The organism is bacterium (assembly GCA_016716565.1).
Classification (GTDB): Bacteria; Bacteroidota; Ignavibacteria; order Ignavibacteriales; family Ignavibacteriaceae; genus IGN2.
In genome coordinates this window covers 466,653-489,161 of record JADJWC010000004.1, presented here as the reverse complement: position 1 = coordinate 489,161, position 22,509 = coordinate 466,653, and the positions used below count along the sequence as shown (strand labels likewise).

21 protein-coding genes and 2 pseudogenes are annotated in these 22,509 nt (G+C 34.7%); 18 read left to right on the top strand and 5 right to left on the bottom strand.

The genetic code is table 11. From position 1 onward, the window contains the following. Position 1 precedes the first annotated feature (1 nt). The 5 genes and pseudogenes from IPM14_17675 to polA all read right to left on the bottom strand — a co-directional run bounded on the left by IPM14_17675 (position 2) and on the right by polA (position 5,953). Positions 2–1,140 (bottom strand): annotated as a pseudogene (locus IPM14_17675) (glycosyltransferase family 9 protein). An 11-nt stretch (positions 1,141–1,151) separates the two neighbouring features. Next, positions 1,152–1,772 carry a hypothetical protein gene (locus tag IPM14_17670; GenBank protein MBK9099892.1) on the bottom strand — a complete coding sequence of 207 codons (621 nt, stop codon included), beginning with the start codon at positions 1,770–1,772 and terminating at the stop codon, positions 1,152–1,154. 23 nt (positions 1,773–1,795) lie between these two features. Continuing rightward, complete coding sequence (locus IPM14_17665; protein ID MBK9099891.1) at positions 1,796–2,137, bottom strand: hypothetical protein; 342 nt, start codon at positions 2,135–2,137, stop codon at positions 1,796–1,798. Continuing rightward, positions 2,134–3,153, bottom strand: coding sequence for a glycosyltransferase family 9 protein (locus tag IPM14_17660; GenBank protein ID MBK9099890.1), 1,020 nt, complete (start codon positions 3,151–3,153; stop codon positions 2,134–2,136). The genes IPM14_17665 and IPM14_17660 overlap by 4 nt, the downstream gene beginning before the upstream one ends. A gap of 19 nt (positions 3,154–3,172) precedes the next feature. Further along, positions 3,173–5,953: a DNA polymerase I gene (gene polA, locus IPM14_17655; protein ID MBK9099889.1), complete on the bottom strand. Its 2,781-nt coding sequence runs from the start codon at positions 5,951–5,953 to the stop codon at positions 3,173–3,175. Positions 5,954–6,193: 240 nt separating this feature from the next. Between polA and aqpZ the strand changes: the two are divergent. The 18 genes and pseudogenes from aqpZ (at position 6,194) to IPM14_17565 (ending at position 22,493) form a co-directional block, all read left to right on the top strand. Then, positions 6,194–6,891, top strand: a pseudogene (gene aqpZ / locus IPM14_17650) (aquaporin Z). Positions 6,892–6,991: 100 nt separating this feature from the next. Then, positions 6,992–7,447 carry a hypothetical protein gene (locus tag IPM14_17645; GenBank protein MBK9099888.1) on the top strand — a complete coding sequence of 152 codons (456 nt, stop codon included), beginning with the start codon at positions 6,992–6,994 and terminating at the stop codon, positions 7,445–7,447. Positions 7,448–7,798: 351 nt separating this feature from the next. Next, on the top strand, positions 7,799–8,707 hold the full coding sequence (locus IPM14_17640) for a fatty acid desaturase (protein MBK9099887.1): 909 nt from the start codon (positions 7,799–7,801) through the stop codon (positions 8,705–8,707). 86 nt (positions 8,708–8,793) lie between these two features. Beyond that, positions 8,794–9,534: a hypothetical protein gene (locus IPM14_17635; protein ID MBK9099886.1), complete on the top strand. Its 741-nt coding sequence runs from the start codon at positions 8,794–8,796 to the stop codon at positions 9,532–9,534. A gap of 1 nt (position 9,535) precedes the next feature. Next, a complete protein-coding gene (locus IPM14_17630) occupies positions 9,536–10,957 on the top strand; it encodes a sodium:solute symporter (GenBank protein ID MBK9099885.1) in 1,422 nt (473 codons plus the stop codon). Between the two features lie 87 nt (positions 10,958–11,044). Beyond that, positions 11,045–11,386, top strand: a complete 342-nt coding sequence (locus IPM14_17625) for a hypothetical protein (GenBank protein ID MBK9099884.1) — start codon at positions 11,045–11,047, stop codon at positions 11,384–11,386. A 286-nt stretch (positions 11,387–11,672) separates the two neighbouring features. Further along, on the top strand, positions 11,673–12,971 hold the full coding sequence (locus tag IPM14_17620; GenBank protein MBK9099883.1) for a sodium:proton antiporter: 1,299 nt from the start codon (positions 11,673–11,675) through the stop codon (positions 12,969–12,971). 30 nt (positions 12,972–13,001) lie between these two features. Beyond that, positions 13,002–13,544 (top strand): inorganic diphosphatase, encoded by a 543-nt coding sequence (locus IPM14_17615; GenBank protein MBK9099882.1) that lies wholly within the window; start codon positions 13,002–13,004, stop codon positions 13,542–13,544. Between the two features lie 9 nt (positions 13,545–13,553). Beyond that, the gene (locus tag IPM14_17610) at positions 13,554–14,600 is read left to right on the top strand and encodes a hypothetical protein (GenBank protein ID MBK9099881.1); all 1,047 of its coding nucleotides are present in this window, start codon (positions 13,554–13,556) and stop codon (positions 14,598–14,600) included. Then, positions 14,597–15,286, top strand: a complete 690-nt coding sequence (locus IPM14_17605; protein ID MBK9099880.1) for an SDR family oxidoreductase — start codon at positions 14,597–14,599, stop codon at positions 15,284–15,286. The genes IPM14_17610 and IPM14_17605 overlap by 4 nt, the downstream gene beginning before the upstream one ends. 139 nt (positions 15,287–15,425) lie before the next feature. Beyond that, entirely contained in the window at positions 15,426–16,118 is a 693-nt protein-coding gene (locus IPM14_17600) for a MotA/TolQ/ExbB proton channel family protein (protein MBK9099879.1), read from the top strand. Positions 16,119–16,155: 37 nt separating this feature from the next. Then, entirely contained in the window at positions 16,156–16,680 is a 525-nt protein-coding gene (locus IPM14_17595; protein ID MBK9099878.1) for a biopolymer transporter ExbD, read from the top strand. A 12-nt stretch (positions 16,681–16,692) separates the two neighbouring features. Next, positions 16,693–17,106, top strand: a complete 414-nt coding sequence (locus tag IPM14_17590) for a biopolymer transporter ExbD (protein MBK9099877.1) — start codon at positions 16,693–16,695, stop codon at positions 17,104–17,106. 71 nt (positions 17,107–17,177) lie between these two features. Continuing rightward, a complete protein-coding gene (locus IPM14_17585) occupies positions 17,178–17,630 on the top strand; it encodes a GatB/YqeY domain-containing protein (protein ID MBK9099876.1) in 453 nt (150 codons plus the stop codon). Continuing rightward, positions 17,627–18,148 (top strand): CvpA family protein, encoded by a 522-nt coding sequence (locus IPM14_17580; protein ID MBK9099875.1) that lies wholly within the window; start codon positions 17,627–17,629, stop codon positions 18,146–18,148. Before IPM14_17585 ends, IPM14_17580 begins: the two co-directional genes overlap by 4 nt. Next, a complete protein-coding gene (locus IPM14_17575; GenBank protein ID MBK9099874.1) occupies positions 18,145–20,493 on the top strand; it encodes an endonuclease MutS2 in 2,349 nt (782 codons plus the stop codon). Before IPM14_17580 ends, IPM14_17575 begins: the two co-directional genes overlap by 4 nt. A gap of 7 nt (positions 20,494–20,500) precedes the next feature. After that, positions 20,501–21,997, top strand: coding sequence for an acetyl-CoA carboxylase biotin carboxylase subunit (locus IPM14_17570; protein MBK9099873.1), 1,497 nt, complete (start codon positions 20,501–20,503; stop codon positions 21,995–21,997). Next, a complete protein-coding gene (locus tag IPM14_17565) occupies positions 21,990–22,493 on the top strand; it encodes a hypothetical protein (protein MBK9099872.1) in 504 nt (167 codons plus the stop codon). Before IPM14_17570 ends, IPM14_17565 begins: the two co-directional genes overlap by 8 nt. The last annotated feature ends 16 nt before the right edge of the window (positions 22,494–22,509 follow it).

Here is a 22,509-nt window from a genome sequence, read left to right as displayed (position 1 = left end):
TCTAGTGATGTGAATTTTTTTTCTTCTTGAAAAACATATCGATTGCCGATAGTATTCCATCGAGATCAATCATTTTTATACACTCCAGATCATACGGACACTGTTTTTTCCAACAAGGAGAGCAGAATAAATCTGCTTGAAAAAATTTCACTCCTTTGTCATATAAATCTATTTCAGTCCAGCAGCTAACACCAAACCAAGCAATTACAAATTTCTTCAATGCAATAGCTATGTGCATTCCCAGAGAATCTCCTGTAACTATAATATCTGGAATATTTTCGTAGCATATACCTCGTCTCAATCCTTCATCAGTTGGAGTGTTGATTATTTTACCTTTAAATCTTGATAGATCTCTTTATTTCGTTGAGTATCTTCCGGCCCACCGAGCAGAATTATTTTATAATTCTTCTTTAATAAATTTTTTATGAGAAAGATGTGCTGCTCATTAGTCATTTTTTTGTTTGGATATAGCTCTGAGCAACCAGTATTAAATCCTATAACTTTATCCTTCTTCTTAATTCCAATTTTCTTTCTGTAGGATTCGATGAATTTCTTTTCCTCTTCGGTGAAATCAAATACATATTCATCTCGTTTATAATCATTTTCAAAAGTCTCCGCTAGATAATCCTGTCCTGTTCGCTGGTTGACTTTAAATTTCAAGTGATCATCCATTCCCAAATTGAAATTGTAGTGTGCTCCTTTGTTCATTGGAATAATCTGACCATTCTTATTTAAGCCAAAACCAAGTTTATTTTCACTGATAACACTGTTTAGTAAAGAACAAGATTGTTTTGATTTATCAACGTTCAAAACATAATCGAACTTCATTTGTTGAAGAATCAGGATCGAAGATGCATCGAATATCATCACATGATCAATCAGTGGATTATTGAATAATAGGGGAGCAGCATTTTTTAGAGTAATCCAGTAAATAGTCGATTCCGGAAATTTTCTTTTTAATCCTGGAAGCTGGGCAGTTGTCATTAAGACATCACCCATTGCATCAAGATTTATGATCAGAATTTTAGTACCGATCGGGATATTATCCTTGCATCCATTTTCCCAGCAATTATGATCTGGAAAACATGGTTTGTATCCCGAAAATCTTTTGCATGAAAAGACGCCTTTTTCTTTATCCATAATAATTTCCATTAAAATTCACTTGTTAAACTAATAAATGATTGATAAACCTCTTCGACACTAACGTTTGATATATTCTCTTCTTTAGCTTGTATAGATCTGAAATGAGTCGAAAGAGGCTGCCAGCTTTTAAAATTCCATTCATAATTTGGATAGATTGCGATGACAGGAACGTTAAAAGCTGATGCAATATGAACGGCTGCTGTATCCGGTGTAATCAACACATCAGAATTTTTTATACAAGCGGCATAATGCTGAAAAGAATCAAATGCAGCTGGAATAATTCTGTTAGTATCGATTTGTTGAAGTATTAATTCTTTTTGTTGCTTGTCTCTTTTTTCTGATAGAATTATAAACAACCAGTTAGTTGAATCCTCACAAATTCTATTCATTAATTCTATCCATTTTTTTTCTGGCCAGTAACGTATTGGTGCCCCGGCTGAAATATTAATTGAGATTATTTTTTTATTGTCTCGATACTTTTGTATTTCCTTAGTAACAACATGAGATTCATTTTCACCAAGGTAAAGAACCGGCTTTAAATAAGATTTATCGAAAATTTTGTTCAGATTTATTAATATTGATTTTACCCTTTCGATAATATGTGTTTCTGTTTTTAGTGGTCGATCCAATTGACACATCTGGAGCATTATGATCAGAATTTAAATCCTGCAGTTACTGTTGCCTTTATATATTTTCTTAAAATTGCTGAAGTAGTCGATGGGTCATCATTTAAATCGACGAGCAAATCAAATCTTTCAGATCTTAATTTTATAATCTGAAAAAATAATTGTGCTCTGTTTTTTACGAAGTAGATTTCGTCAACGTCTCTGTTGTATTTGAGTACGTCTTTGTTCTTATCGAGTGTCACAAGTGTAATGTGGTTATCTGGAAAAAGTTTTTTCCACACTAAAAAAACTGATGAAGCAATTATTATATCGCCTATCTTTCCAAGACGAACGATCAATATTCTTTTTTTACCGTTGAGCTCAATCATTGCTGATTTAAGAGTTTATCTATATCGATTAGAAATTTCTCAGTTGGTAGTTCGAACATACATTCGTGGCCATACGGACAAACTAATTTATTACATTTTATACAATGAAGTTCAGAGTGAATTACATAACCGGATTTTTCAGAATATGGTCTGTGGTTTTCAGGATTGGTGGGTCCAAAAATTCCTATTGTGGGAATATTTAATGCAGCAGCTGCATGCATCGGACCTGAATCGTTTGCGATAACCAAATCACATTTTTCTATCAAAGCAGACATTTGACCAAAGCTTGAATTAGGAGCGAGAATCGGATTTAGTGTTAGTCCAACTCGAATTTCTTCAGCATCTTTTTCATCACCCGGACCCCAAAGAATTAAAAAATGAGCATCGAATTTTTTTTGTATTTCTTTGCAGATTTCTATCCATTTGGAGACCTCACATCTTTTTGAATCCCAACCTCCGGAAGGAATAATACCTATTATAATTGTTCCCTTTTTCGGAAAAGTCTGCTCAAATAACTTTTTGGCAAACGATCTTTCTTCTGAATTTGTTTTAAATAATATTTTCTTTGAGATAATCGGGATGTCCAATTCATTCAATAATACGAGATTATCTTCCGCAGCATGATTTCCCATCGTTCCGTTTTTGCCACGATAATTATATGCATAGTTTCTTCCTCTTTTTTCAAATCCTACACGGTACTTCGCTCCGGAAAAAAAAGTAATCTGCGCTGTTTTGGGATTAGACCACAAATCCAATATCAGATCATATTTTTCTTTTCGCACTTTTCGAATTGTCGAAAGAATAAAATCCTCTTTATTAAATGTTAATACCTTTGAAATGAAGGGATTATTTTCAACAGCACGTTTTGCAAATTCTTCTGTGAGGTAATGAATCTCGGAGTGGGGAAATGCATCTTTTAAATTTTCAAGAACAATCGTTGAAAGGATAATATCGCCAATTCCGCGAGGCTTTATACAAAGAATTTTTTTTATTTCATCCTTCTTAATCTTACTCATTCTCTTACTCTTAATCTATTCAGTGCGCATCTAGCCAGTTTTCGCCAACTCCAGTATCAACTAAAATAGGAACATCAACAGGCAAAGCTTTTTCCATAATTTCTTTGATCATCGGACGCAAATCCTCAACTTCATCTTTGTGAGCGTCAAATACCAATTCATCATGCACCTGAAGGACCATTTTAGTTTTAGCGTTTCTTTTTTCCAGCTCACTGTGAATCTTAATCATAGCCAATTTTATCATATCAGCAGCAGTCCCTTGTATTGGCATATTTATCGCAACTCTTTCCTCGAACTGTCTGACAACTCTGTTATTGCTATTAATATTTCTCAGGAATCTTCTTCTGCCAAGCAAAGTTTCTGCGAATCCTTTCTCCTGTGCCTTCTTCACAGAATCATCCATATATTTTCTAACGTTTTTAAATGTCTTAAAGTAAAGTTCAATAATATCTTTTGCGTGTGATTGCGGAATTCCTAATCGCGTCTTCAAACCAAATGGACCGATGCCATAAAGAATTCCAAAGTTTACTTCTTTTGCTTTTCTTCTCATATCTGGTGTTACATCTTTCGGATCGACCATAAACACAAGTGCAGCAGTACTTCTGTGAATATCTTCCCCGCTTTTAAAAGCTTTCATCAATGCTTCATCTTTGCAGATTGCAGCAAGTAAACGAAGTTCTATCTGACTGTAATCTGCGCTGAGTAAAACATAATTTTTATCTCTAGGAACAAATGCTTTTCGAACTTCTTTTCCCATTTCTGTTCTAATGGGTATGTTCTGAAGATTTGGATTTAAGCTTGATAGTCTTCCCGTTGCTGCTACAGTTTGGTTGAAATCTGTATGAACTCTTCCCGTTTTTGAATTGATAAGATTCGGTAACGAATCAGCATAAGTTGATTTTAGTTTCGAAGCCTGACGGTAATCAAGAATCATTTCAATTATCTCATGTTGATCGCGCAGATTTTCCAAAGCGCGAGCATCAGTTGAAAATCCTGTTTTTGTTTTTCTGCCTGATTCAAGCCCCAGTTTTTCGAATAGGATAACCTGTAATTGTTTTGGCGAGCTGATATTAAATTCTTCTCCCGCTGATTTATATATTTTTTTTGTGTATGAAGTAATCAGCTTTTGTAAATCTTTGCTGAAACTTTCAAGTGCTTTTTTATCAATATTTACACCTTCATGCTCCATATCTTCAAGAACTGGAACGAGAGGGAAGTCAACATCAAAAGCAACACGGTCCAATTTTTCTTTTTCAATTTCTTTGCTGAGAATTTCATACAACTGGAATGTGATGTCAGCATCTTCTGCAGCATAATCTGAAAGCTTTTCAACTTCTACATCAAACATTTTCGATGGATCTTTTTTCTCCCCTATTAGTGATGAAAGAGGAATTGGTTTGTAATTGAGAAACTTTTCAGACAAATCATCCATTCCGTGCTTTTGATCGGGGTCGATTAAGTAACTCGCAACCATTGTATCGAAGTAAAAATTTTCAACCTTGATTCCCAAACCTCTCATCACAGAAATATCAAACTTTCCGTTCTGACAGACTTTCTTGATTTTTTTATTTTCAAAAATCGGTTTGAATATTTTTATGAAGTTATCGACGGGCAATCGATTCTTACCATCAGAAAATATTTTGCTTCCAGGATCAATTGCTATAAAATATCCCTCTCCGGATTTTGTAGAGAATGATGCACCGACAATACTCAGCTCGAATTGGTCAAGAGAATCAGTCTCCGTATCGAATACTATTAACTCTTTCTTGCTTAATTTGTCAGCAAGTTTTTCCGCATCTTTTTTATTAGTGATGAGTTCATATTTTGATTTTGACTTATCAAAAGTTGAAGAATTTGAAAATTCTTCTTCTTTAATTTCCTGCTTCTGATTTTCCTGTTCATAAATCTTCATCAACCTTGTATACAGACTTTTAAATTCCAACTCAACAAATACATCTCGCAGTTTATCAAAGTTCGGTTTACCGAACTTCGCTTTTTCAAAATCAATTTCCATCGGAACATTGCAGTTAATAGTTGCAAGCTCCTTAGAGAGAAAAGCATTGTCTTTATTTTCTTCCAGCTTTTTCTTTGTTCCGGCTTTATCTACTTTATCAAGATTGTCGTATAGATTCTCAATCGAACCAAACTGTTGAATTAACGGAAGTGCCGTTTTTTCTCCAACTCCCTTTACACCTGGAATATTATCAGAGCTATCACCAACCAAAGCGAGGTAATCGATCATCTGCTCTGGTTCAAAGCCAAAATTTTCCTTTACTTTTTTCACATCAAAAAATGCGACCTCGTCTGAACCCCGACCTGGTTTTGCAATTATTGTTTTATCAGTAACCAACTGCATATAATCTTTATCAGGAGTAACTGCATAAGAAATCATTCCTTTTTTTTCTGCAAGTCTGACAGCCGTTCCGATAATATCATCTGCTTCGTATCCGGGTTTTATGTAAAGGGGAATATTCAGCAACTCAACAATCTCTTTTATTCGACCTATTTGTGGAATCATATCATCAGGCATTGCTTCGCGAGTTGCTTTGTACTCTTTATACATATCGTGACGAAATGTTTTTTCTTTTGAATCCGAAGCAACTGCGATAAAATCTGGTTTATGATCTTCAAGCACTTTGACAAGCTGATTCATAAATCCAAATACGGCTGAAGTGGGCTCACCACTTTTTGTCGTTAAAGGTCTGTTTATGAACGCAAAGTATGCCCTATAAGCCATTGCCATTGCATCAATGATGACAAATGTTTTATCTGTGAATTCTGAACTTTTAGATTCTTTCATGTTATACTTAATTATTTGGGAGAATTGCCGGATTGAAAATAAGGATTAAGGGCTTAACTTTAAATTGCTAAATGTTATTTTACATATGGAAATATTTGTTCCGAATTTTTGCTTGCAAGGATAATCTTAAAATTATTTTTCCTAATTTCGCACTATACTCTTGTGTGGCATATTACAGAAAACTTCAAAATGAAGAGTACTTAAATAACAGATTACTTAATCTATTTCCAGGAGAGTAAAATGGACTCAAAAAAAATGCTGGCTGAATTCTTCGGAACATTCTGGCTGGTTCTTGGAGGGTGCGGAAGTGCTGTATTAGCGGCAGCTTTTCCCGAAGTTGGTATCGGTTTACTTGGTGTTGCATTAGCATTTGGACTTACCGTGCTGACAATGGCTTATGCAATCGGACATATTTCTGGCTGTCATCTTAATCCTGCGGTAACAATTGGTTTGTGGGCAGGCGGAAGAATTAAAGCCGGCGACCTTCTTCCTTATATAATTTCGCAAGTCTGGGTGCTATTGCTGGTGCGGGTGTATTATATTTTATTGCAAGTGGTCAATCAGGATTCGATATAAGCGGAGGGCTCGCTTCCAACGGTTATGCAGAACATTCGCCAGGTGGATACTCACTTGCAGCTGGATTTGTTACTGAAATTGTGATGACTTTCTTTTTCCTATTTATAATTCTCGGTGCAACAGATGAAAGAGCACCGAAAGGTTATGCCGGAATTGCAATTGGATTAGCTTTAACACTCATTCACCTGATAAGCATTCCGGTAACAAACACATCCGTCAATCCTGCAAGAAGCACGGGGCCTGCAATTTTTGTAGGAGGTTGGGCATTATCACAATTATGGATGTTCTGGGTAGCACCAATAATTGGTGCAGCATTAGCTGGCTTTGTTTATAGCTTTTTCAACGGCAAATCAAAAAGCTGATTAGAAACAAACATAATTTTGAATTAGAAAAACCTGTGTAACCAATGCAGGTTTTTCTATGTAAATTAATCATCAATTTATTAAGTATGGAAAGATAAAAATGGGTGAAAGTATTTTAGATATGGCGAAAGCTTCTTTAGAATCAACAAAAGAGAAAATAAAAGAATTGCATGAAACTTATTTCGATGATGAAAAGAAAGAAATTATCGAGCAGTTTAAAGGAAGCGGGCAGGAGAAAATCAGAGAATCTTTAAAAACATTTAATGATTATGCACTGTTATTCAAGCAAGGTGGGTATGAACTGAGTTCTCTCAATGCGAGCGTTTCAGTTCCGCCTGATATAAGTATAAGTTTTAAATGCCTTGATACTATTCTGCAAGATGAAAGAAATGCTTTGCTTGAGAAAACAAGTGAAAATAAACTCGCACTATTAATCTTGAAGAGTTTATTCAAGGCAAGCGATTTTGCCGAGTCAATGAAGATGGGTAATTACAAATTGAAATCCATAAATATAAAACTTGGACTAATTCCGGGAATTTCCGTTTCATTTTCCTGAGATAAAATCTATTCTTATATAGTATGAAGGAAATCTTCACGTGCAAGCTAATAGCAATGAATAATATTAACAGAATGACTTATTAAAATTTATTAAACGAAGATTTGAGTTTTACAAACTGAACAAGTTGCCGTCGTGAAAAGCATTTTACATTTCATCGGTAAGTAATTATAACTATTTTAATTTTTTCAAAAATAAAATAATAACACCTATTACATGTCTTCAAATGATTCTTCAGTAAAACAACTTTTCTGGGATAGTCTTGTTGCAAAATATCAGACATCCCACAGATGGAAAAGCATCTGGCAATGAACTAATTCATTCATACCGTATTTTATAATCTGGATCCTGATGTATCTGAGTTTAGATATAAGCTATTGGCTGACACTTTTACTTTCTTTACCTGCAGCAGGATTTGTTGTAAGAATTTTTATTATTCAGCATGATTGCGGACATGGATCCTTTTTCGAATCAAGAAAAGCAAATGATGTTTGGGGTGTTATATGCAGCATATTCACTTTAACACCTTATTACTACTGGCGGAAAAAACATTCTATTCATCACGCCAGTGCCGGTAAACTGGATAAACGAGGGATTGGCGACATATACACAATGACAGTTGACGAATTTCTTCAACAATCAAAATGGGGAAGATTTAAATATCGTTTATATCGCAATCCGATATTTTTATTTATTGTAATTCCGTTCATTCTTTTTGTGATTATTTACCGCCTTCCACTTCCGCTTGTAAAGAGTTTAAGGAAACTTCATCCGAGTGTTTATCTTACAAGTTTGTTTCTTTTACTTTTGGCTACAGGAATGATTTGGGTTTTTGGATGGCAAGCATTTTTACTTGTTCAACTTCCAATAACATTCATAGCATCGTCGACGGGAACATGGCTATTTTATGTTCAGCATCAATTTGAAGATACATACTGGACACAAGATAATTCATGGGATTACGAGTTAGCAGCTTTACAGGGAAGTTCATACTACAAACTTCCTAAAGTGCTGCAATGGTTTACCGGAAATATCGGTTTTCATCACATACATCACCTCAGTCCAAAAATTCCTAACTACTTACTTGAAAAATGTTATAAGGAAAATCCGGATTTTCAGAAAGCACCCATATTAACACTTAGCTCAAGTTTCCGAAGTATGTTTTTAAGATTATGGTATGAGAAAGAAAAAAAACTCATAAGCTTTCGTTACTTAAAAAGAGTTTTACCTGAGCTGCAAACCAATTTTTCTGATAAATAAATATTTAAGTTGTTGTTACGTTAAAATGATTTGAAGCTTTAATTTTACTGTAATTCCTATATAAATTATTTCTAGTTGTTTCCACTATGAACCCAATATGGGAAAACACATTTAAGGTTCGTGCATTCGACGTTGATGCAAACGGTAGATTCAAAGTCAACAGCATTCTTGACTACTGCCAGGATGCTGCCTCAAATGATGCAGAACGATTGGGATTTGGTTACTCAGATTTCAATTCGATGAGATTATTTTGGGTTTTATCGTGGGCAAAGTTTGAGTTCATTCACTCTCCAAAATTTTCTGACGAGATAAAAATTCAAACCTGGGGAAAGAAACAGTACAAACTATATTCGCTCAGGGATTATCTGATGTTTAATTCAAAAGAAGAAATTATTCTCAAAGGTACATCAGCGTGGCTTCTGCTGGATTCTAAAAGTCTTCGTCCGAAAATCTTACCTCAGCTTTTTCCTAACTTGAAAATGTTTGATACGAAAGATGCACTAATAGATCTTCCTGAAAAAATAAATCCTGCAACCGAAAATAAGGTCACCTATTCTACTGAAATTAGATACACTGATATTGATTTAAACCAGCACACAAACAATGCAAAGTATATTGAGATGATGCTTGATTGTTTTGACCAGGAATTTCATCATACCCATCAAATAAAATCTTTAACCGTTTCATTTAATGCTGAATCCAAATTTGGTGACCAAATCGAATTGAGTAAAAGTTTGATTAAAAGTGAAAACATCATCTATTATGTAGAGGCAAAAAATTTGACCAGCAATAAGATAGTTTTTCAAGCTTTAGTTGAGTGGAGCTGACATGGAATATGGATGGCTCTCAGTTATTCCACCTTTGTTCGCCATAGCACTTGCGATTAAAACCCGGCAGGTTTTTCTGTCGTTGTTTCTTGGAATTGTGGTAGGCTGGATAATCATTTCGGGCGGAAATATATTAAAGGGATTTGAACTATCACTTCAATCAATTGTGGATGTCTTCAAGGATGCAGGAAATACTCGTGTTGTAATTTTTTGTGCATTAGTGGGCGCATTAATTTCTTTAACACAAGCGAATGGTGGAGTGCAGGGCTTCGTTGATTTTATTCAGAAGAAAAATATCGTAAACAGCAGGAGGCGTGCGAGTGTCTTTTCTTTTTTTGTAGGGTGTATAGTTTTCATTGAGTCTACAATTTCCTGTTTAGTTACAGGAACGATCTTTCATCCTATATTTGAACGATTCAAGATTTCGCGAGAGAAGCTTGCGTATATTTGTGATACAACTTCTTCGCCTGTCTGTATTTTGATTCCACTTAATGCCTGGGGAGCTTATGTAGTTTCATTATTAGAGAAAGAATCTGCGTATGGAGGGTTTGGTGATCCCGTTTCACTTTTTCTAAGTACGATTCCCTTAAATTTTTACTCGATAATCTCTGTTCTGTTTGCCGGATTCATTGCTTTCAGTTACAAAGATTTTGGAGCAATGAAAAAAGCAGAAAACAGATCTGAAAAATTAGGAAAGACTATTGCTGATGGTGCCGTTCCGATGATCTCTGAGGAGGTATCTTCACTAAAACCAAAAAAGGGAATTCAGCATAAATCTTTTAATATGATAATTCCAATTTTAGTGATGATAATAATGATGCCTGTTAGTTTACTAATTACAGGAGATGGAAATCTAACTTCCGGTTCAGGAACGACTTCTGTCCTTTGGTCAGTATTAGCGGCTATTCTAGTTGCCGGAATAATTTCTTTAATTCAAAATATTTTAACTTTAAAAGAAGTGATGGATTACACTCTTAAAGGAATTTCCGGATTAGTTCCACTTGCAATCTTAATGGTATTTGCTTTTTCAATTGGTGATACTTGCAGAACACTTGGCACCGGTATTTATGTTGCCTCGTTATCAAAAGATTTCCTGAATCCTTCTGTAATAGCTCCGATACTTTTTATTACATCAGCATTTATTTCTTTCTCAACAGGAACAAGCTGGGGAACATTTGCGATAATGATTCCGATTGCTGTTCCGACTGCTCTTTTTGCTGAGGCTTCGCTTCCACTTTCTTTGGCTGCAGTTTTAAGTGGAAGTGTGTTTGGAGATCATTGTTCACCTATATCAGATACTACTATTGTTTCCTCCATGGCTTCTGCTTGCGATCACATAGATCATGTAAGAACTCAAATGCCTTATGCTTTGCTGATTGCACTTATTTCAGCGATACTATTCTTTCTAGCAGGTGCATTTTGATTAATTAAATGTCAAAGCTTTGGTAAAATCGAGCAATTGTTTTTAATCGGAAATTAAGATAATTATACACCTGTGAAAAGAATTTTATTGGTAAAAATACCAGCAGTTATAAATCTCAATATTATAATCACTTTACTGATAACGAATATTGGCCTATCTGATTTTTATAACTCATATCAAGATATTGATGATTATGGAACTGCTTGGTTTAATGATCAGACTGGAAATATTTTAACAGAAACAACTGGAATAAAAGTTCAGCTAAAACTTATTGATGTATCGTTTGCTGATAAATTTTTTGCAGCTGAATATTATAAAGATAGATTAGGCAAACATCCCAAAGTTTTTACTATCATTTCTGAAACATTATCAGAAATCAATATTCGAAATTCAACATTTCTTATAAGTCAATACACAACCAGCACGTAAGTTCCTTTCAAATCCTCTAACGGTTCTAAATCACTATTAACAATAATTTTGAAAGGAATTTTCATATGGATACCCCGGAAAAAACAGATAAAACTACTTCTTTTTTATTTCATTTTTTCATAGCTCAAGTCGTGATTGGAATGCTTGCGATTTTGGGTTATATAATTTATTCGTTCATAATGTTATAATGAATAAAACATTCTATTAAAAGTAGGAACAGCTATCAGAAGTAAAATATCGGATAGCTATTTCATTCTTAACAAATTATTGACTATAAATTCTCTTTATGGAAAACTCATTAGTAAATATTCCGGTAGTAACATTACTACCATTTATTCTTATGCTATTATCTATTGCGTTATTTCCATTATTCTGGAACCATTTCTGGGAAAAGAATAAGAACAAGTTATACATCGCAATTGCTTTAAGTATACCCGTTATTATCTATTTATTGTCAGCAGGACTGACAGAAAAACTATTTGAAACCATTGTTTTTGATTATATCCCGTTTATAATTCTTCTCGGGTCTCTATTTACTATTACAGGTGGAATTTTTCTGTCAGGGGATATCGAAGCCAAACCAATTATCAACACGACGTTCCTGGCAATCGGCGCGGTATTAGCTTCTTTTGTAGGAACAACAGGTGCTGCTATGCTGTTAATCCGACCGATTATTCAAACAAACAGACAACGGAAATTTAAAGTCCATACAATTTTATTCTTTATCGGAATCGTTGCAAACTGTGGTGGTCTATTAACTCCGCTCGGCGATCCACCTTTGTTTATGATGTATTTGCGAGGAGCACCTTTTGAGTGGTTCTTCCAGCTTTTCCCTGAATGGTTATTTGTAAATCTGTTTTTATTAATTATTTACTACATTGTTGATTTTTTTTATTACAAGAAAGAAGATCCTGCAGCAATCAAATATGATAAATTAAATATTCGTCCCATAAAAATAGAAGGAAAAAGAAATTTTATTTTTCTTCTGATAGTCATCTTTTCTGTGGCTTTCTTAAATGAACAATATCTTTCGATAATTCATTCAAATCACTACTTTAAATTCATTCGCGAAGCTGTAATACTTCTTGCCGCATATCTTTCTTTATTATTCACACCCAGACTATTACGTGTTTCAAATAATTTTACCTGGATGCCAATTCAGGAAGTAGCTTATCTGTTTTTAGGAATTTTCATTACAATGGTACCTTGTCTGCTTTATCTGGAATTTAATGCTAAATCACTTGGTATTACTTCACCTACTCATTTTTATTATTACACAGGATTGCTAAGTAGTTTTTTGGATAACACTCCTACAGCAGTAACCTTTCATTCATTAGCTTCAGGGCTTGGAGTGACATCTTCAAACATCGTTGCTGGGATTCCGGAAGAAATTTTAAAAGCAATTTGCGTAGGTGCCGTTTATTTTGGAAGCATGACTTATATAGGCAACGGACCAAATTTCATGGTTAAAACAGTAGCGGAAGAAAACAATATTAAAATGCCGGATTTTTTCAGTTATATGGTGAAATTTTCTCTGATAATTCTTTTGCCTGTCTTCATCATCACACAAATTATTATTTTATAAGACAAAATATTTAATATTACTAAAAACGTTATGAATCCCTGGCACACGGTAACACCCGGCAATGAAGCACCTCAGTTTGTCAATAGTATTATTGAAATTCCGAAAGGCTCAAAAGCAAAGTATGAACTTGATAAAAAGAGCGGCTTGATTAAACTCGATCGTGTTCTTTTTTCTGCAGTTCATTATCCTGCAAATTATGGCTTCATACCTCAAACATATTGTGAGGATAATGATCCGCTCGATATACTTGTTATCTGTTCGATAGATGTTGATCCATTATGCATTATCGAAACAAAAGTCCTTGGGGTTATGCATATGGTTGATGATGAAATGAAAGATGATAAGATTATCGGTGTAGCAAAGAATGACATAGCATTAAATTATATTAATGAGCTTTCTGAATTACCTCCGCACACAATGGTTGAACTTCAAAGATTTTTTGAAGACTATAAAAAACTGGAGAACAAGCATGTAATTGTAAAAGATTTTTTAGGCAAGAAAGAAGCTTATAAGATAATTAATGACAGCAGAGATATGTATATTAAAAACCGAAGTATGTTAATTTCAGACTAAGAAAGAATTATGAAAAAAATTTATTTAGCATTTCTACTGGTTATCATTCCTGGCATAGTTTCCTGCGAAACACAGAATGATACAATATTTGTTGCATTCTGGAATTTGCAAAATCTGTTTGATACAAACGATGATCCGGCAATAGATGACGAAGAATTTCTTCCCGGTTCTGAATTAGAATGGACTGAAGATCGACTTGATAAAAAAATGTACAACCTTGCACGAACTATAAGAATGATGAACAACGGCCAAGGTCCGGATATTCTTGGCGTCTGTGAAGTTGAAAATGAAACCGTACTTTCTGAAATGGTGAACCGATATTTATCAGATTTATCGTACCAGGTTGCATACATTGAATCACCTGACAACAGGGGAATTGACAACGGATTAATCTTTAAAAAAGATAAATTCAAGTTACTAAGTACGCAAGCAGACACTGTTCATCTTTCGGATGGATGGCCGACACGATTAATTTTTGGTGTCAACTTACTCACCAATGATAAAACAGCACTTACAGTTTTTGTAAATCACTGGCCATCAAGAAGCGGTGGTCAACTTGAATCGGAACCTAAAAGAGTTTCAGCGGCTCAAACACTTCGTAAGGCTGTTGATAGAATATTTCAATCAGATGCTCAAGCTAACATCATCATTATCGGTGACTTCAATGACGAGCCATTAAATAAATCCGTTTTAGAAGCGCTTTCTGCTCATCCGCTGAAGTGTGATTCTCTGAATGCAATAATTGAATTTGAATCAGATAATGAATTATTCAATCTATCCTATATAGCATTTGAGAATGAAGAAGGAACATTTAAGTACAAGGATGATTGGAATATGCTCGATCAGATAATCGTATCAGGCAATTTAATTACAGGAAGTGATCTAAACTATATCTGCGGTACATTCGATATCTTTAAACCAGATTTCATCGTTACGAAAACCGGTCAGTATGCAGGCACTCCTTTTCCAACCTACGGAGGAAGAAGATATCTTGGTGGTTACAGCGATCATTTTCCTGTATCGGCAAAATTTTTAATAAACAGGAGTGAAGATTGAAAAAAGAATTATTAATATTTGGGGCAAGCGGGGCTTTGGGTAACGGAGTCACCGAAGTTTTTCTCAAAAAGAAATATGATAAAATTTACCTGTTTGATTTTAAACATCGCGAGAGATCAGGCAGGAACGTAAAATTGATTACAATAAAAGATCTATCGACAGAAGAAAATGTCAAAGATGCATTTGCAGAAATCATTCCTTCAAAAAATACAGTCTATTATTTATTCAGCACCGTTGGAGGATTCACGGGTGGAAAGAATATCTGGGAAACAGAGATCGGATATTTTGACAGAATGATTAACATGAATCTCAAGACCAGTTTTTTAATTGCTAAATATTTTTCATTATTAGTGAAAGAATCACATTCCGGTTCAATTTGTCTTACCGCAGCTTATACAGGATTGGAAGCTGAACCCGGAAAAGCTGTATACGGAATCTCAAAAGCAGGCGTAATCCATCTGATTAAAACTCTTGCAGAGGAAGGGAAGAAGATTAATTTATCTGCTAATGCAATAGCTCCGTTTATTATTGATACTCCAGCAAACAGAGAATGGATGAAAGATGGAGATTATGATAACTGGATCAAACCGGATGAAATCGGAGAGTTCGTGGATTCTTTATTTCAAAATTATAATATCACATCCGGAAACATTTATCAACTTAAATACCGATTCAAGAAAGACTAAAAAAATACCTTTTTAGATTAAGTAATTTGTTGACTTTCGATGCTGAAATGTTTATTGTAGTCATACTCATAATTAAAAATTATTTGGAAAAAACTCTTTCCTTGATAACAATCAATCATATTTCAGGAGGAAACTCTATATGGATTTCTCAGGTGTAATAGCAATATCATTTAACACCATAGCCCAGGCTACGAACGATAGTGGTGTTTTAAACTGGTTAAGTTCAAAATATGAAGCTGGTGGATTTTTTATGCATCCGATTCTGGGATGTTTAATTGTTGGCTTAGCTTTTTGTATTGAGAGATTATGGACTTTAACCCGTTCCAAAACAAATACAAAAAAATTCATACTTCAGGTTAAAAGAGCTCTTGAAGATGGAGGAATTGAACAAGCAAAACAAGTCTGTGCAAACACCAGAGGTCCAGTTGCTTCAGTTTTTCACGCAGGATTACTTAGAGCTGATGAAGGACTTGACGCTGCTGAAAAAGCTATAATTGCTTATGGTGGAATCGAAATGGGTTTCCTCGAAAGAGGTTTAATCTGGATTTCACTTTTCATTTCGCTTGCCCCGATGCTTGGATTTACCGGTACGGTTCAAGGTATGATCGCAGCTTTCGATGCTATCAAAGAAGCAGCTCAGATTTCGCCTGCAATCGTTGCGGATGGTATCGCAGTTGCATTGTTAACTACACTTTTTGGTTTGGTTGTAGCTATGATTCTTCAAGTATTTTACAACTACCTGGTATCAAGAATTGACAGATTAGTTGGTGACATGGAGGAAGCTTCCATCGAATTAATAGATGCATTATATGAATTACAAACCAGAAAGTAATTCTGAAAGTAATAAATAATAAATCTAAATTATTAATATGATTAAAAAGAAAAAAACACCTGAAGCTACAATCCCAACCTCTTCAATGGCGGATATTGCATTCCTGCTTCTGATATTCTTTCTTGTTGCAACTGTTATTGATGTAGACTCGGGAATAGGTATGACTCTTCCTGAATTTGTGGAAGATGTAGAAACAGTTGAAGTACCAAAAGATAGAATGGCTGCTATATTGATTAACGAAACCGGTGATGTTTTACTTGATGGTCAGTCAATCTCACTTTTTCAGATTACCAATACACTTAAACCGAGGATTCAATCAAAGATTGATCTGCCTAAGAACAAAAAATTAATAGTTTCAATAAAAACTGACAGGAAAACTGTTTATAATGCTTATATATCAGCTCTCGACCAGGTAAAAGAAGCATTTTTTGAAGTACGTGATGAGTATTCCAATTCAAAATATGGAAAAAAATTTAATGATCTTGATGAAGCTGGACAGAATGAAGTGAAGGAAGCAGTACCTATTATTATTTCAATAGCAGAACCTGAAAAAGTAAAGTAGAGGAACTGGAAAATGAAATTTGAAAAGAAAAGAGCGTCAACCAAGCAGGAAATCCCCACAGCTTCAATGCCTGACATTATATTTATGCTGTTGCTGTTCTTTATGGTAACAACAACTTTGCGGGAAGTTGAAGTGCTTGTTAACTATACTCTTCCTGAAGCAAAAGCTATCGAGAAAATAGAAAATAAAAGATTGATTTCATATATCTGGGTTGGGCAGGATCAGAGAATCCAGATTAACGATAGCCTTGTGAAGCTCGAAGAAATCCAATCAATAATGTATACTAAAAGACAAGCACTGCCAAATGTAATTGTATCATTAAGGATTGATAAAAATACTGATATGGGGTATGTCACTGATATCCAACAGGAATTGAGGAAAGCATACTGCCTTAGAATAAATTATTCGGCAAACATAAAAATATAAATTACATTCAATTTTTAAGATTTAAGCAGGCGTTCTGATACTTCGCCTGCTTTTTTATTATAGAGGGTATTATGAGTCTTACAGAAAGAATAAACCATGATCTTAAAGAAGCAATGAAGTCTAACGACTCAGTTAAGCTTCAAACTATCAGGTCAATAAGAGCACTAATTCTGGAATTTGAAAAAAGCGGATCCGGAAAAAAGCTTAATGAGGAAGAAGAAATTATATTACTCAGCTCTGCCGCAAAAAAACGTAAAGAAGCAATGGAAGAATATATTAAAGCTGGCAGAAATGATCTTGCTTCAATAGAAGAAGCTGAACTGAATATTATAAAGACATATCTTCCGAAACAGCTTTCGTCTGAAGAAATACTTCAGAGAATCAAGCAGCTTGCTGAGCAAATCGGTGCCAAATCAAAAGCAGATTTTCCAAAGCTTATGCCGCTTGCAATAAAAGAGTTAAAAGGGCAGGCAGATGGAAAAATAATCAAGGAAACTATCGAGAAATTTCTTGGTGTAAATTGATTCTTATTGATGCTCTGATAATCGCCGGATTGATCATTGGTTTTATCCTTGGTTTTAAAGATGGTTTCGTAAGGAAACTTGTTGGACTTATAGGATTCATTCTGGCAGTTATCGCCGCAGTATTTTTTGCTGGTAAACTTGGTCGGGTAATCGAAAGTTTTTTCCGGATTGAGTATTACCTCGCAGAAATTATCGGTGGACTATTAATATTCATCACCATAGTTACGATTTTTGTTTTTCTGAAGAGGGTCGTTCATCCATTTGATAAAGTAAATAATCTGATAAACCAGATTGTCGGTGGTGTTGTTGGCTCGATTCAAATATTATTTTTTTTAAGTGCGATTTTCATCATTTTGAATATATTTGATCTTCCTGATAATCAAACAAGGAAGCAATCGCTTTTCTACAATTCAACTTTAAATGTAATTCCATTGACGATACAATATTTGAGCTATTATACTCCCGAGCCTCGAAAATTAATTGAGGATTACATCAATGAAAAAGACGCTGAAAAATGATCGATAAGATTGTTCTGGAAAAACTTGAATTCAATAAAGTTCTTTCCCACATCGCAAATTATACTTCCACTGAAAATGGCAAAAAGCAGATTCTTGATTTAGTGCCGCTCACTGACTTAAATAAAATTATTCGGGAAGGTCAAACAGTATCTGAAGCCAAAGAAATATTAATCAGAAATATTCCACCACAGATTGATTTCATACCTGATCTCTTCGACGCAATCACACAAAGTAAAATTGATGGAGTCGTACTAACCTCGCGAAAAATTCTGGAAATTCTTAAGCTTGTAAAAGTTTCAAGGAATCTGACTCAATTCCTGAAGAACAATTCATCCATAGCTCCATTATTATCTGAGCAAAATAATTTTTTATTTAGTGATAAACTATTTGAACATCACATTGAAAAAGTAATAGATGAAAACGGTGAAATAAAAGAAAAGGCAAGCCAGAAACTTTACGATATCAGAAAACAGATAATAGAAAAGCAAAGTACACTGGTTAAATCAATTAACAGCATAATGAAATCTCTGGACTCTGAAGGAATTGTCAGGGAGGATTACCTGACACTGCGTGATGGACGAATGGTAATTCCTGTCAAGGTTGAACATAAGAGACAAATCAGAGGGTTTATTCATTCTGAATCAGCAACAGGGCAAACTGTTTACATCGAACCCGAACAAACACTCGAGTTGAACAACGAAATCATTACTCTCGGTTTTGCAGAAAAAAGAGAAATTGAAAAACTGCTTAAAGATCTTACTTCCTTAATAGGTAAAGAAAGTGAAAAACTTAAAGTAGCATTATCGGCTATTTCATATATTGATACTGTATTTGCTCGTGCTAAATATTCAATTGAAACTATCGGATCTTTTCCTTCCATAAATAATAAAATTAGTTTTTACATAAATGATGCAAGACATCCCGTTCTATTGAAGAAACTTGGTAGAGAGAAAACCATACCTCTTAGTTTCAAACTTGATGATAAAAGAATTATTGTTATCACAGGTCCAAATGCTGGTGGCAAAACGGTTGTGTTAAAAACGATAGGATTACTAACTCTGCTGCTTCAATCAGGTATTCACATTCCTGTTGATCCCTATTCTAATTTTCATTTTTTTGAAAACGTGCTTGTAGATATCGGAGATGAACAATCACTCGAAGATGATTTATCGACTTTCAGTTCTCACCTGACAAATCTGAAAAACATTTTATTTGTCGGTAATCAAAACTCACTTGTTCTTCTTGATGAAATCGGAACTGGCACTGATCCGACTGAAGGCTCAGCTCTTGCTGCGGCAGTTTTATTAAATCTAAGAGAAAAGAAAGCATTGGTTTTTGCATCGACACATCATGGCAGTTTAAAGATCATTGCAAATTCGGAAATTGCTTTTGTTAATGCAGGGATGGAATTTGATCATCAGGAATTGCAACCCACATATAAATTTAAGCTTGGTGTTCCTGGTTCCAGTTATGCATTTGAAATCGCAAAAAGAATTGGTGTTGATGAGAAAATAATTACAACTGCTTCAGATTTAATGGACAGCGACAAATACCAGCTTGAATCTTTTCTTGCTGAATTGGAAGAAAAATCCAACAGGCTTGAAGAAAAAATGAAGCAGATAGAAATAGAAAATACGAGATTAGCAGGGCTTTCAGCTTTGTATAAATCGAATATCGAAAAGCTAGAGAAAGAAAAGAAGGAAATACTTAAGAACGCAAAAGCAGATGCTGAAGAATTTCTCAGAACCGTGAATAAAAAAGTTGAAACTGCAATAAAAGAAATCAGAGAATCAGGCGCTCAAAAAAATATAATAAAAGAAACCAAGAGAATTATCGAAGAACTGAAAAAAGAATCAGAAAATCTTTATTCTGCTGAAGTTGTTACAGAGACAAAAATATCCGATTTTAGTATTGGCAGCTTTGTGATCATCAAGAATACTTCAACTTCCGGGAGAATTGTCCAAATTGACAAGACAAGAAACAAAGCTCTAATCGAATCAGGTTCGATTAAAATGCAGGTCGATTTATCCGACTTGTTGATTGGAGATGAATCAAAGGAGCAAAGGGATTTAAGTCATCATCATAATTTACAGCACTCAGTTACTCAGTATCGGCTTGATATCAGAGGAAAAAAACCGGAGGAAGCTGATTTTGAAATACTGAAATTTCTTGATGACTCTTATATGAACAATCAGAATAGAGTGGAAATATTGCATGGAAAGGGAACAGGAGTATTAAAGAAGACAGTTAAGGATATACTTGACAAGCATGAAAAGGTAAAGAATTATTATTTTGCACCCATCGAATTTGGAGGAGAGGGAATAACAATCGTTGAATTAAAGTAGAGCACGTTTGTTCAAAAAAATATTAATAGCAAACAGAGGAGAAATTGCGGTCCGGGTTATTCGAACTTGCCGTGATTTTGGAATAAAGTCCGCATCCATATTCTCGGATGCAGACATTGCTTCTCTTCATACACGTTTAGCTGATGAAAGCTATCATATTGGCAGTTCGGCTGCATCCGATTCATACCTGAATAAAGAAAAAATAATTAAACTGGCGAAAGAAATTGGCGCGGATGCAATTCATCCTGGCTATGGTTTCTTTTCAGAGAATGCAGAATTCATAAGAGCACTTGAAAAAAATAAAATTACTTTTATAGGTCCTTCTTCGAAATCTGTTTCTTTAATGGGAAGTAAAACCGAAGCAAGGAAACTTATGGCAAAACATGGCGTTCCTATTGTTCCGGGAACAACATCGCCAATAAAATCTCTGGAGGAAGGATTGAGTGCAGCCAAAGAGATTGGCTATCCTGTATTGCTGAAAGCAGCAGCAGGTGGCGGCGGTAAAGGTATGCGCAAAATATCTTCAGCTGACGAATTTCAATCTGCGTTTGAAGCAACTAAAAGAGAAGCTTTAAAAGCTTTTGCTAATGATGATATCTATATAGAAAAGTTCATTGAAAATCCAAGACATATTGAAGTTCAGATTTTAGGAGACAAGCAGGGAAATTATGTCCATTTGTTTGAACGGGAATGTTCAATTCAACGCAGACATCAAAAAATAATTGAGGAAGCTCCTTCATCTTTTGTTGATGAAACAACCAGACAGAAAATCACTTCAGCAGCTGTTGATGCTGCTAAAGCTTGTGGTTACTACAACGCAGGAACAGTCGAGTTTCTGATGGATTCTGATAAGAATTTTTATTTCCTTGAAATGAACACACGTCTCCAGGTTGAACATCCAGTTACAGAATTGATTACAGGAAAAGATCTTGTAAAAGAACAAATTTATGTTGCTATGGGTAACAGCTTATCTTTCAAACAAAGTGATTTGAAGATAAATGGTCACGCACTTGAATGCAGAATTTACGCTGAAGACCCGATGAATGACTTTCTTCCATCGACAGGTCAGATAATTCGTTACTTACAACCGGCAGGTCCGGGAATACGTGTAGATTCAGGGTTCGATAGCGGTTCACAAATCACTGTTCATTATGACCCGCTTATTTCTAAACTAGTTAGTTGGTCTGATAGCAGAGATTCTTCAATTAACAGAATGCTTCGTGCACTCTCCGAATTTGTTGTCACTGGACTTGTCACAAATATTCCATTTTTAAAGATAATTGTTGACAATCCTTCCTTCAGAAAAGGGGATTTCAGCATAAATTTTCTTAATGAAGAATTTATGAATGAATTGAAAAAGGTAAATGAAAAACAGGAGTCGGCAGAAAAAGAAATAACAGCAGCAATAATCTCATCAATAATTAAATCCAAATCAACAGGAAGAAGCTACAAGCAATCTGATTCATCCAGCATAAATTCCTGGCAGGAACAGATGTATGAATGAATTTGTAGTTAGCGTGAACAATTCCAAAATAGATGTAAAGATTATTGATGAAAATAATCTGATTGCAAATAATGTCGAATACAAGTTTGAATTGTTGACTCTTTCAGATCATTCATACATTTTAAAATTAAATGAAAGAGTAATTGATTTAACTTCAGTGCAAATCGATAACGGCAATTTTAAAATATTCTTAGATGGACAACTGATTGAAACAGCTGTCAGGACTGCATTGCAGGAAAAAGCTTTTAAGCTGCTCGAAAATTCAGGTGAATTTCAGAAGCGACATACAGATGTAAAAGCGCCAATGCCGGGTCTGATTCTTAAAGTAAAGAAAAAAGAAGGCGATAAAGTTGAAATAGGTGATTCCATTATTATTTTAGAAGCAATGAAAATGGAAAATGATTTAAAGGCACATGCATCCGGCATCATTGAAAAGATTTATATAACTGAGGGTTCAGCGGTTGAAAAAGGCAATTTGCTTTTTTCAATTACTTAGTTTTCTTAAATAACAT

What these genes read in the sequence shown, in the direction of transcription:
- IPM14_17665 (MBK9099891.1), bottom strand. Translation starts at nt 2,137, where the DNA reads ATGATTGAGCTCAACGGTAAAAAAAGAATATTGATCGTTCGTCTTGGA.
- IPM14_17660 (MBK9099890.1), bottom strand. Translation starts at nt 3,153, where the DNA reads ATGAGTAAGATTAAGAAGGATGAAATAAAAAAAATTCTTTGTATAAAG.
- polA (MBK9099889.1), bottom strand. Translation starts at nt 5,953, where the DNA reads ATGAAAGAATCTAAAAGTTCAGAATTCACAGATAAAACATTTGTCATC.
- IPM14_17645 (MBK9099888.1), top strand. Translation starts at nt 6,992, where the DNA reads ATGGGTGAAAGTATTTTAGATATGGCGAAAGCTTCTTTAGAATCAACA.
- IPM14_17640 (MBK9099887.1), top strand. Translation starts at nt 7,799, where the DNA reads ATGTATCTGAGTTTAGATATAAGCTATTGGCTGACACTTTTACTTTCT.
- IPM14_17635 (MBK9099886.1), top strand. Translation starts at nt 8,794, where the DNA reads ATGAACCCAATATGGGAAAACACATTTAAGGTTCGTGCATTCGACGTT.
- IPM14_17630 (MBK9099885.1), top strand. Translation starts at nt 9,536, where the DNA reads ATGGAATATGGATGGCTCTCAGTTATTCCACCTTTGTTCGCCATAGCA.
- IPM14_17620 (MBK9099883.1), top strand. Translation starts at nt 11,673, where the DNA reads ATGGAAAACTCATTAGTAAATATTCCGGTAGTAACATTACTACCATTT.
- IPM14_17615 (MBK9099882.1), top strand. Translation starts at nt 13,002, where the DNA reads ATGAATCCCTGGCACACGGTAACACCCGGCAATGAAGCACCTCAGTTT.
- IPM14_17610 (MBK9099881.1), top strand. Translation starts at nt 13,554, where the DNA reads ATGAAAAAAATTTATTTAGCATTTCTACTGGTTATCATTCCTGGCATA.
- IPM14_17600 (MBK9099879.1), top strand. Translation starts at nt 15,426, where the DNA reads ATGGATTTCTCAGGTGTAATAGCAATATCATTTAACACCATAGCCCAG.
- IPM14_17595 (MBK9099878.1), top strand. Translation starts at nt 16,156, where the DNA reads ATGATTAAAAAGAAAAAAACACCTGAAGCTACAATCCCAACCTCTTCA.
- IPM14_17590 (MBK9099877.1), top strand. Translation starts at nt 16,693, where the DNA reads ATGAAATTTGAAAAGAAAAGAGCGTCAACCAAGCAGGAAATCCCCACA.
- IPM14_17585 (MBK9099876.1), top strand. Translation starts at nt 17,178, where the DNA reads ATGAGTCTTACAGAAAGAATAAACCATGATCTTAAAGAAGCAATGAAG.
- IPM14_17575 (MBK9099874.1), top strand. Translation starts at nt 18,145, where the DNA reads ATGATCGATAAGATTGTTCTGGAAAAACTTGAATTCAATAAAGTTCTT.
- IPM14_17565 (MBK9099872.1), top strand. Translation starts at nt 21,990, where the DNA reads ATGAATGAATTTGTAGTTAGCGTGAACAATTCCAAAATAGATGTAAAG.